Origin of the sequence: Arthrobacter sp. MSA 4-2 (assembly GCF_016405885.1) — a bacterium.
Lineage (GTDB): Bacteria > Actinomycetota > Actinomycetes > Actinomycetales > Micrococcaceae > Arthrobacter_D.
This window is the reverse complement of record NZ_JAEKGC010000011.1, coordinates 131,837-141,719: the sequence shown is the minus strand read 5'-3', so window position 1 is coordinate 141,719 and position 9,883 is coordinate 131,837. Positions and strand designations below refer to the sequence as shown.

Sequence of the window (9,883 nt, the reverse complement as noted above, 5' to 3'; positions counted from 1 at the left end):
TCTCCTTCGCCATCTTCACTGACCCCGAGGGCAACGAGTTCATCCTCCAGGAAATCACCACCCGCTTCCCCGGCCGCGTCTAACCGGCAAGCCTGGCCACGAACACTCCTTGCCTTCGGTGAGTCTCATGAAAGGGGACCCCCATGTACAACCCTTCCAGTTCAAATCAAGACGCGGTGTCGTCGCGTTCGGCCCGGCGAAGCCGCGGCCGGTGGATCGGCGCCGCGGCCGCGGTCGCCGCTGCGCTCGTGATCGGTACGGTGTCCGCCGGGGCCTCTGAGTCCAAGGCGGATGCGAAGAGCTGGGTGACCAGTGGGCAGCAGAAGCTGCCCGCGGGTTTCAGTGACACCTTCGAGAGCCGCTTCGTAGAGGCCAACGGAATCCGCCAGCACGCAGTCGTCGGCGGGGAGGGCCCGGCCGTGCTGCTGGTCCACGGCTGGCCGGAGGATTCCTCGGCATGGCGTTCAGTGATGGGGCCGCTGGCCGAGGACCACACCGTGATCGCCGTCGACCAGCGCGGTATCGGCCTGACCGAAAAAGCCAAGGACGGCTACGACACCGCAACCCTGGCCGATGACCTGGCCGCCCTGATGACCGAACTCGGTCACGAGAAGTTCTCCGTGGTCGGCCACGACACCGGGTACATCATCGGCTACGCCTTGGCCGCCGATCACCGTGACCGGGTCGAGCGTTTCGCCGGCGCCGAGATCCCGGGCCCTCCCGGGATCACCCCCCAGGGCCCGCCGCTGTTCCTCGACGAGGCCACCAACAACCGGCTGTGGCACATCCCCTTCAACCGGGTCGACGATGAGCTGATCATCGACCTTGTGCGCAGCAACGCTGACGCGTTCTACCGCTACGAGTTCAAGATCCAGGGCGGCGGGGAAACCCTGCCAAATAAGGCGATCAAGTACTACATCAATCAGTACAACCGCGACAAGGACACCCTGCGCGCCAGCTTCGGGCTCTACCGTGCGTGGGACGCCACCCTCGCGCAGAACGCCGAACGCGCCAAGACCCCGCTGACCATCCCCGTCCTCGGAATTGGTGGAGAAAACAGCTGGGGACCGGCTGCCGCCGAAGGCATCAAGGCCGCCGCCCCGCAGGTCCAGACCGCCGTCATCCCCGGCGCCGGCCACTGGGTCGCCGAGCAGGCACCCGAGGAACTGGTCAAGGTCCTGAACACCTTCCTGGCACCCACTAACAACACCAAGTAACACCCAACCAGCAGTCCCACGAAGCCCATCACCGTCCCGGTGATGGGCTTCGTTCATGCTGGCCCGCGGTCGGTTCCCCCGGGCTCCCCGGTACCGGCCGGGCATCACCCCGGTGGAAGTGACCAGTCAGGGCGTGGAAATAGTCCTAAGGGAGTACATCGTGTACTCAATTTGGCGGACGAAATTGCCTAGAACCTTTCTATAAAGTGACTGCGGTGACGCACAATGCACCCACCACTTCACTTGAAGGAAAGAAATGGCCGAGCAGCACGACCTGATGATGGCGGCCGCCGCAGAAGGAAGCCCCGGTCCCAATGAACTACGGAGAACACCACGGCGTATCCGCCGCGGAGCGCTGCTTTCCGCCCTGAGAGCGGCGACGCCGATCCTCGGACGGATCCTGATCATTGCCGCTGCGGTTATCGGCGTGTGCTATTTGCTTTTCAGGGTGTGGGTGATCGTCCTCCCGCTGATCCTGGCTCTGCTGCTGTCGTCGATACTTTGGCCCGTCACAAAGTTCCTGCGTCGCGGCCTGCCCGCGGGGGGAGCTGCAACCGTCACAATCGTCGGGCTGGTGGGTGCGGCGGTCGGGGTAGGGTGGGCAACTGCCGCCCTGTCCGTGAACGGGGTGCGGGAACTATCGATGGGCACCAAGGACAACATCCGGAGCCTGAACGAGTTCGCGGAGTCGTTGTGGTTCACGGAGGCGGACATCAACGGGCTCCTCGAATCGGCGCTCATCTGGCCGCAGGAGAACCTGGGTCAGATCCTGGCGCAGCTGTTCACAGGCCTCGAGACGGTCGGTTCCATCACGGTGACGGTGCTGCTGACGCTGATTCTGACGTTCTTCTGCCTCAAGGATGGAGACAGATTCTCCGAATGGCTTCTGCGGTGGACGACGGGCACGGCGTTCGTCCATGCCGCGGGGGTGTCATCGAGGAGCTGGCAGACCTTGTCCGCATACGTATCCTCCCAGGCAGCAGTAGCGCTCGTGGACGCCGTGTTCATCGGGGTCGGCCTTTGGGCCCTCGGGGTTCCGCTTGCTCTGCCGTTGGCGGTGCTGATATTTTTCGGCGGCTTCCTTCCGGTGATCGGCGCCGTCGCGACCGGGCTCCTCGCCACGCTCGTGGCGCTCCTTGCCGAAGGGTGGGTTACAGCCTTGATCGTGCTGGGCATCGTCCTGCTCGTGCAGCAGATCGAAAGCAATGTCCTGCAACCGCTGCTGGTCGGCAGGTCCCTCAAGCTCCACCCAGCTGTAGTCCTCACTGGAGTGGCGGCCGGCGCGTCGCTGTTCGGCATCGCTGGCGCGTTTCTTGCCACACCCGTCATCGCCGTCGTGATGGTCGCCCTGCAGTACTCCAGGGAGCAGATGCTCGAACCCGCTTCAACGCCCCCGACCAGGGCATAGTCTGGGAGGGCGTGCTGCGCCTGTCCGAAGGAGTCTTTACTCCACACCTCGAGACAGATCGGGCCGGTTCCTCGCCGGGATCCGATGCAAGGCCGCCTGGCGTCCGGAACTTCCGACCAAGGGAACCACTATGAGTTATCGGTACATCGCGATCGGGGATAGTTTGTCCGAAGGGGTTGGGGACCTGCCCTGGCCGGACGGAACGCCGCGCGGATGGACAGACCGCCTCGCGGGTCTGCTTACCGTTCAGCACGGACCCGTCGAGTATGCGAATCTTGCCGTGCGCGGATACAAGACCGACCAGGTTCGCGAACATCAGCTGGACCAGGCACTGAGTCTTGCTCCGGATCTCGTCACCATCACGGCCGGTATGAATGACATCCTGCGTCCGCGTGTCGACTTCGATGCCCTCCAAGTCAGCCTCGCCGGATTGGTCACGGCGTTCAGAGAATCAGGCACCGACGTAATGTTCGTTCCGATTCCTGATCTGAAGGGCGTATCGCCGGCAGGAAGGCTTATCGACGTCCGGCGACGACGCCTGAACGCCATCTACCGGCAGTTGTCCGACCAGTTGGGTGTCCTCTCGCTTGCCAGCACCGAGGGGACAGTCTTCGAAGACCCCCGGGCCTGGGCTGTCGACCGGCTCCATCTTTCCCAGCTGGGACACGAACGTCTCGCGCTGGGGGCGGCTGATGTGTTGGGTCTCGCGGGCACTTTTGACTGGAACGCGGCACTGGAGGGGACACTGCCTCCCCGAACGTTCCGCACTGAATCACAGTGGTGGTGGTTTTACGTGCTGCCTTGGGTCAACCGCCGTATTCGAGGGAGATCATCCGGAGACGGACGGGTGGCTAAGCTGCCCAAGCTCAGCATCGTCGAATCAGCAGAGACACGTTGGGTCACCACAACGGAGGGTCCGGCCTAGCAGCCTTCACCTGAAGCGGGGACACCATCTCCGAAAACGGCGAAACGTTCCATCAAGTCACACGTACTCCGAGGGTCGATTGTCATGGCTTCCGCCCCGCGGGGCACGCCCCTACTGCTCCAGCTTCATCGCCTTGCGCAGGGACAGGGCGCCGGGCTGCATCACCGCACGGCGGTAGATCTTCTCGCCGAGGTGGATGAGTGCCGCCGCGGCCGCCAGCGCGATCACCAGTGACAGGATCGGCTCCCACAGGGCCACCTCGGTGTTGAGCATGCGGATGGGCATTGCGACCGATGACACCACGGGCACATAGGAAGCAACGACCAGCAGCTGCCCGGTGGCGAACAGGCCGGCGCCCAGCGCCGCCAGGATCAGCGCCAGCACCGGCGCGGAGCTGTTGTTCAGGTCCTCCGGCCGGCTGGCCAGTGATCCAAGCACCGCCCACATTGCCGCGAGGATCAGGAATCCGAAGAGGAAGAACACGAGGAACCAGCCGGAGGCCGGGATGATGCCGCCCACGAGGTCGGACGTGCCCGTGAGGTTGAGGGCGAGAAGCGCGGCTCCGCCGTACATCGCCAGCTGCACCATGGCGAGGATCGTGTTGCCGAGGACCTTCCCGTACAGCAGCTGCCGGATGGGAATGGCGGTGGCGAGGATTTCGACCACCCGATTCTGCTTTTCCTCAACGACCGAGTTCGCGATCTGCAGGCCGAAGATAATTGCCGCCATGTAGAACAGGAAGCCGAAAGCGAACCCGGCTACGGAGGCGACGGCCTGGTTCTCGGTGCTGCCCTCGAGCAGCGATTGTTCGAGCTCCGACCCGGCGAGCAGTTCCTGGGGGGAGCTTCCGGTGGCAGCGGCGTTGGTGCTCAGGGCGAAGCTCTCCAGCGCGGCACCGAGCCCGCCGCTCAGCCCGGGGGAGACCTCCTCCTTGCCGGTCAGCGTCCAAAGACCATCCTCGTTCTGTAGGAGCGCGGCGTCGACGTCCCCGCCGCGCACCTCGTCCAGGGCGGCGTCGTCGGACCCGACAACCACCGCCTCGAAGGCGGTGTTGCCGTCGTCGGCCCTGCCTTCCTCGTCCGCGAGCGCCACCACGGACCGGCCGGCGTCCGAGATGACGGCGACGGAGAAGTCTTCGCCGCGGTTGTCCATGTAGGCGTTGAACACCACGCCCGCGACGATCAGCACGAGGGTCACCAGGGTGGAGATCGCGAAACCGCGGTCCTTTGTCTTCACCATGACCTCGCGCAGAGTCACGATCAGCCACGCCGGCTGGGTGCCGCCCGGGGCGGAGGGCGGAGCACCTTCGGGCTGGTGCGCGGCGTGCTGGGGTTTTGTGATGGTGCTCATTGGGATACCCCCCGGTAGATTTCGCTGAGAGTTGGCCGGATCCGGCTGAATTCGTGCACGCGGCCGCGTGCCATGGCGGCGGTAAGAAGCCGCTGCGCGGCGTCGTCGTTGTCTAGTTCCACCACGGCGTCCTGGCCCGCGACGTCGATCACGGTGACCCCTGCCTCCTCCCGCACCCACCCGGCGTCGGGCGACACAGTGAGCCGGTGGCGGCGTGGGGCGGCGGCACGGAGTTCATCGCCGCTGCCGGATGTCACCAGCCGGCCCTTCTGCAGGATCACGAGGTTGTCGCACAGGCGGTCCACGAGATCGAGTTGATGGCTGGAGAACAGGACCGGCACCCCCTGGGCCGTGTGCTCGCGGAGAAGCTCCACCATGGAGTCAACGGCGACGGGATCGAGTCCCGAGAATGGTTCATCGAGGATCAGCACCGACGGCCGGTGCAGGAGTGAGGCTGCGATCTGGACCCGCTGCTGGTTGCCAAGTGACAGCGACTCCAGCTTGTCCTTTCGGCGGTCACCGAGCTGGAAGCGTTCGAGCAGTTCCTGGGCGCGGGATCGTGCATCCCCCTGGCTCATCCGGTGCAGTTGTCCGAGGTAGACGAGCTGATCGATGATGGGCTGCTTGGGGTAGAGACCGCGCTCCTCGGGCATGTACCCGAACGTTGCCCGGTCGTCGGCGGTGACGGTGCGGCCGTCGAGCAGCACCTCCCCGGCGTGCGCCGTGAGCACTCCCATGATCATCCGCATGGTCGTTGTCTTTCCTGCGCCGTTCGCACCGACGAACCCGGTCATTTTCGCTGACGGGACTGAGAAGGTGACGTCGTCGACGGCGGTGTGCTCGCCGAAGCGTCGGGTCAGGTTCTGCACGTGCAGCATGGGGGTTCCTCCGTTGAGCCGTGGGATCGCGTCCTGCACTCAATCTATAGAGACCGGCCCCGGGAGGGATGAGCCGAAAGGTGGAACTTTTATTCCCCCGGACGAATGAGCCCGCTCTCGTAGGCGAAGACCACTGCCTGCACGCGGTCGCGCACCTGGATCTTCGCCAGCAGGGAAGAGACATGGGATTTCACTGTCGCCTCAGCAAGGGACAGCTTCGTGGCCAGCTCCGCGTTGCTCAGGCCCGCCGCCATGCACGTGAGGACTTCCTTCTCGCGCTGGGTCAGGGGAGCGAGCAGGGCCTGCTTCTGCCGCTGTTCCGGGCTGGGCTGCCGTTGCACCGGTGGAGTGTTCCCGCCGCCGAGCTGGCTGGCGAACTGTTGAATCACCCGCACCGTGACCTCGGGTGCGAGCAGTGCGTACCCGCCTGCAACCGCCCTCACCGCTGCGACGAGATCCTCGGGATCGGCGTTTTTCAGGAGGAAGCCGCTCGCGCCGCCGCGGATGGCATCGAACAGGTAATCGTCGCGTTCGAAGGTGGTGAGGATGATGACCTTTCCCCGCCCCTCCGCCGTGACCAGTTCGGTGGCCCGGATGCCGTCCATCACCGGCATCTGCACATCCATGAGGATGACGTCGACGCTCTGGGAAGCCGCGAAGGCCACTGCCTCCTGCCCGTTGGTCACCTGGCCCACCACCTCGATATCGTCCTCGACGGAGAGCATCGTGGCGAAACCTGCGCGGACCAGGCGCTGGTCGTCGGCAAGCAGTACTCGAATTGGATCCATTGCGGTCTTTCCCGGTGTGTTGGAGGTCGGCGGTGGGGTGGCTGCGCTCTACGGATTCAGTGAAGCAGGAAACGGGCGCGGACCCGCCACCCGCCGTCGGACCGGGGTCCTATTTCAGCGGTGCCGCGGTGCAGTGCCACGCGTTCGCGGACTCCCTGCAGCCCGTATCCGGAGCCGGACTCCGCGTGGTGGCGCGGCCTGCCGTTGTCCACAGTCTCAAGTTCGACCCAGCGCTGCTCGCCCGATCGTCCGGTGCGCAGGGTGAGCACGGCGGCCGACGCGGTCGAGTGGCGCCGGATGTTGGTCAGGGACTCCTGGGCGGTTCGATACACGGACAGGGCGAGCGGCGCCGACACCTCCTCCAGTGCGCCCGGAACATCCTCGACCCGGGCGAAATTAACCTCCAGCCCGAAGGCGCGCTGGCTTTCGGCCAATGCATCAAGGTCGGCGAGGCCCGGCCCGGGGTGGCGTCCTTCATTCTCCTGGGGGTCTTCGTCGAGGGTGCCCGAGCGGAGCACTCCCAACAGGCCCCGCATATCCGTCACCGCCTGGCGGCTGACCTGCTCGATCGTGTGGAGGGCTTCGGCAGCGACCTCGGGCTTCCGGTTCAGAACACGGCGGGCAGCTCCGGCCTGGACTCCGATGACCGACACATGGTGCGCGACGACGTCGTGCAGTTCCCGCGCAATCCGCAGGCGTTCCTCGATCACCGCCCGCCGGGCCAGCTCCGCGGACTGGCGGACGATCCTCTCGGCCTGTTCCGCCAGCTGCGCCCGCTGCAGGGCGTTCCGCCAGGAGGACAGACCGACAAGGATGGCTCCCCCGAAGTACGCGATATTCACGATCGAGTTGTAGAGCGCTATTGAGGTGAGTGGATCAAGGATCCCCCTCGAGGTTTCGTCACCATCCTCGATGCTCTCGATCAGCCCGTCGAACGTCGATGACACGGTCAACGCGAGAATCAGCCACAGCGCCATCGCGACCACCACCACGGTGGTCCCAAGCCACAGCACCCGGCGGTCCTTCGCCCAGGCCACCGCCGAGTAGAGCGACGCGAAGTACGCCACCTGGTATGAGAGCTGAAGCGAAAGAACGGGAATCCACAGCCCCAGGGCGATGAAGAGGGCTGACATTGCGAGCATCACGGCTACCGGGAACCGGCGCCGCAGCACGAGCGGGAGGATCATCAGGGCGAGAACCGCGTGCTGCAGCCAGATCGGGCTGCGTTCCTCGGCCATCGCTCCCGCGCCGCGGCTCAGCTCAAGTGCGACGGCGCTCACGAGGATGAAGATGAGGACGCCGATGACGTCCGCGCGCTGCTGGTCCCGGGTGGGACCGGGCCGCTCCCACCGACTCTCCTCGGAACCCGTTGGAGGCAGGAAACGGTTCAGAATGTTTGGCATGTCGACAGCAGCACCCTCCGGATCGTCCCTGCGTAGTGTAGCGAGAGCCGCCCTTCGGGCGGATCCCCCGAGAGGTCTAGTCCGGAAGGACCAACAGCAGCTTCACCTCTGCCCTTCGGGGCACACCCCAGCGGGTAGGGGCCCTGGTCCACCCACGGCGTCAGGGCAGGGTCGGTGTGGAGGGGCGGGTGTCGAAGCGGCGTCGATAGTCGGTCGGGGTGGTGGAGAACGTAGCCGCGAAGTTCTGGCGGAGCGTGACCGCGTTGCCGAACCCGCAGTCCGCGGCGATCTGATCGATCGAAAGACCGGTGGTCTCCAATAAGCGGCGGGCGGCATCGAGCCGGCGGGAACGCACCCAGGCCGACGGAGTTGTCCCGGTTGCTGCCCGGAACGCGCGGACGAAAGTGCGCCGGCTCATGTGCGCACGCTGCGAAAGCTCATCGATGGTGAGCGGCCCGCGGAGGTTGCCCAGCGCCCACTCGAGCAAACGCGCAATCGGGTCATCGGTGGATCGCTGGGGTATCGGATGCTCGATGTACTGTGCCTGTCCGCCCTCGCGGTGGGGCGCGACGACGAGGCTGCGCGCTACCTTGTTTGCCGCGTCCGCTCCCAGCCGGGTCCGCACCAGGTGAAGGCATGCGTCCAGGCCCGAGGCCGTTCCCGCCGAGGTCATCACGTCCCCGTGGTCGATATACAGGACGGAACGGTCGAGGAGGATGTCCGGGTGCCGCTCGGTCAGGGTGGTGAAGGCCTGCCAGTGCGTGACGGCCTGACGGCCGGCGAGCAGACCGGCGTCCGCCACGGCAATCGCACCAAGGCATAATCCCAGGATCACGACGTCCTGCCGGTGCGCATCCTGCAGCACGGTCCGCAGCGTGTCGCTCGGCGCGCGCCCGTCGTCGAACCACGAGGGCACCACCACAACATCTGCCCCCGCCGCAGCGTCGGGGCCCTCGATTCCGGCCAGCTGATACCCCTCGGCCGTCCGGACCGCGCCGGGCTTATCGGAGAACAGGGTGGTCGTCCAGTCGCCAAGGCCCTGCCGCGTGACCTCATCGAAGACCATCTGGGGGACGGCGAGGTGGAACATCGTCACCCCGTCGAAGGCGTACACCGCAATACGCATAAACCCTCCTGTTTGGCCTGATTCCATCGTACCTAGGCATGCGTGCCACTGTTGTCCAGCCGCTGCCCCGTGAAGAATGGAATCACCGCCACCCGGCAATCACTGGCCTCCCCTACCCAGGAGAACCCCCCATGAGCACACCCCGCCGCGCCCTCGTCCTCGTCGATGTCCAGCAGCAGTACTTCAGCGGTCCGCTCGAGATCCAGTACCCGCCGCACGAGCAGTCGCTGCCGCGCATCACTGCAGCGATCGATGCGGCCACCGCGGCAGGCATCCCCATCGCCGTCGTGCAGCACTCCGCCGGCGAGGGAGCTCCCGTCTTCGCCCCGGGAACCCCGGAATTCGAACTCCACGCGGAGGTCCAGGCCCGGCGCACGGACGCGTGGAAGAGCATCGTGAAGCAGTACGGCTCCGTGTACGCCGGCACCGATCTCACAGCATGGCTGCACGAGAACGACGTCGACACCGTCACCCTCCTGGGTTACATGACCAACAACTGCATCCTCGGCTCGGCCGTCGAGGCCGAAGCCCTCGGCTTCACCACCGAGGTCCTCTCCGACGCCACCGGGGCGATCAATCTCGCCAACGATGCCGGTTTCGCTGACGCCAGAACCGTGCACACGACCCTGCTGGCACTGCTGCACTCCAACTGGGCCGCCGTGGGCACCACGGACGCCTGGACGACAGCACTGACCGCCCAGCAGGAACTGCCCGTAGGCGACCTGGGAAGCTCGGCTGCGGCCGGCGCGGCCCGCGCCACCTCGACCCTTTCCTCAGCACCGAGGTAA

Annotated in this window: 9 protein-coding genes; 4 read left to right on the top strand and 5 right to left on the bottom strand. The window is 65.7% G+C overall.

All coding sequences use genetic code 11. From position 1 onward, the window contains the following. The first annotated feature begins 143 nt into the window (after positions 1–143). The 3 genes from I6N91_RS13410 to I6N91_RS13400 all read left to right on the top strand — a co-directional run bounded on the left by I6N91_RS13410 (position 144) and on the right by I6N91_RS13400 (position 3,550). Entirely contained in the window at positions 144–1,217 is a 1,074-nt protein-coding gene (locus I6N91_RS13410; RefSeq protein WP_198813447.1) for an alpha/beta fold hydrolase, read from the top strand. A gap of 256 nt (positions 1,218–1,473) precedes the next feature. Further along, positions 1,474–2,625, top strand: a complete 1,152-nt coding sequence (locus I6N91_RS13405; RefSeq protein ID WP_198813444.1) for an AI-2E family transporter — start codon at positions 1,474–1,476, stop codon at positions 2,623–2,625. Positions 2,626–2,755: 130 nt separating this feature from the next. Then, the gene (locus tag I6N91_RS13400) at positions 2,756–3,550 is read left to right on the top strand and encodes an SGNH/GDSL hydrolase family protein (RefSeq protein WP_198813441.1); all 795 of its coding nucleotides are present in this window, start codon (positions 2,756–2,758) and stop codon (positions 3,548–3,550) included. Positions 3,551–3,661: 111 nt separating this feature from the next. On the opposite strand, the gene I6N91_RS13395 is transcribed toward I6N91_RS13400, so the two are convergent. The 5 genes from I6N91_RS13395 to I6N91_RS13375 all read right to left on the bottom strand — a co-directional run bounded on the left by I6N91_RS13395 (position 3,662) and on the right by I6N91_RS13375 (position 9,095). After that, positions 3,662–4,900: an ABC transporter permease gene (locus I6N91_RS13395; protein ID WP_198813438.1), complete on the bottom strand. Its 1,239-nt coding sequence runs from the start codon at positions 4,898–4,900 to the stop codon at positions 3,662–3,664. Further along, the gene (locus I6N91_RS13390; RefSeq protein WP_198813435.1) at positions 4,897–5,778 is read right to left on the bottom strand and encodes an ABC transporter ATP-binding protein; all 882 of its coding nucleotides are present in this window, start codon (positions 5,776–5,778) and stop codon (positions 4,897–4,899) included. The genes I6N91_RS13395 and I6N91_RS13390 overlap by 4 nt, the downstream gene beginning before the upstream one ends. A gap of 89 nt (positions 5,779–5,867) precedes the next feature. Beyond that, entirely contained in the window at positions 5,868–6,566 is a 699-nt protein-coding gene (locus I6N91_RS13385) for a response regulator transcription factor (RefSeq protein WP_198813432.1), read from the bottom strand. Between the two features lie 56 nt (positions 6,567–6,622). Further along, positions 6,623–7,969, bottom strand: coding sequence for a sensor histidine kinase (locus I6N91_RS13380; RefSeq protein ID WP_198813429.1), 1,347 nt, complete (start codon positions 7,967–7,969; stop codon positions 6,623–6,625). A gap of 160 nt (positions 7,970–8,129) precedes the next feature. Next, positions 8,130–9,095: a GlxA family transcriptional regulator gene (locus I6N91_RS13375; RefSeq protein ID WP_198813426.1), complete on the bottom strand. Its 966-nt coding sequence runs from the start codon at positions 9,093–9,095 to the stop codon at positions 8,130–8,132. A gap of 131 nt (positions 9,096–9,226) precedes the next feature. On the opposite strand from I6N91_RS13375, the gene I6N91_RS13370 reads away from it, so the two are divergent. Further along, positions 9,227–9,883 (top strand): isochorismatase family protein, encoded by a 657-nt coding sequence (locus I6N91_RS13370; protein WP_198813422.1) that lies wholly within the window; start codon positions 9,227–9,229, stop codon positions 9,881–9,883.

Excerpts from the sequence above, each read along its gene's own strand:
- I6N91_RS13370 (WP_198813422.1), top strand. The coding sequence starts at position 9,227 with ATGAGCACACCCCGCCGCGCCCTCGTCCTCGTCGATGTCCAGCAGCAG.
- I6N91_RS13405 (WP_198813444.1), top strand. The coding sequence starts at position 1,474 with ATGGCCGAGCAGCACGACCTGATGATGGCGGCCGCCGCAGAAGGAAGC.
- I6N91_RS13400 (WP_198813441.1), top strand. The coding sequence starts at position 2,756 with ATGAGTTATCGGTACATCGCGATCGGGGATAGTTTGTCCGAAGGGGTT.
- I6N91_RS13375 (WP_198813426.1), bottom strand. The coding sequence starts at position 9,095 with ATGCGTATTGCGGTGTACGCCTTCGACGGGGTGACGATGTTCCACCTC.
- I6N91_RS13395 (WP_198813438.1), bottom strand. The coding sequence starts at position 4,900 with ATGAGCACCATCACAAAACCCCAGCACGCCGCGCACCAGCCCGAAGGT.
- I6N91_RS13410 (WP_198813447.1), top strand. The coding sequence starts at position 144 with ATGTACAACCCTTCCAGTTCAAATCAAGACGCGGTGTCGTCGCGTTCG.
- I6N91_RS13390 (WP_198813435.1), bottom strand. The coding sequence starts at position 5,778 with ATGCTGCACGTGCAGAACCTGACCCGACGCTTCGGCGAGCACACCGCC.
- I6N91_RS13385 (WP_198813432.1), bottom strand. The coding sequence starts at position 6,566 with ATGGATCCAATTCGAGTACTGCTTGCCGACGACCAGCGCCTGGTCCGC.
- I6N91_RS13380 (WP_198813429.1), bottom strand. The coding sequence starts at position 7,969 with ATGCCAAACATTCTGAACCGTTTCCTGCCTCCAACGGGTTCCGAGGAG.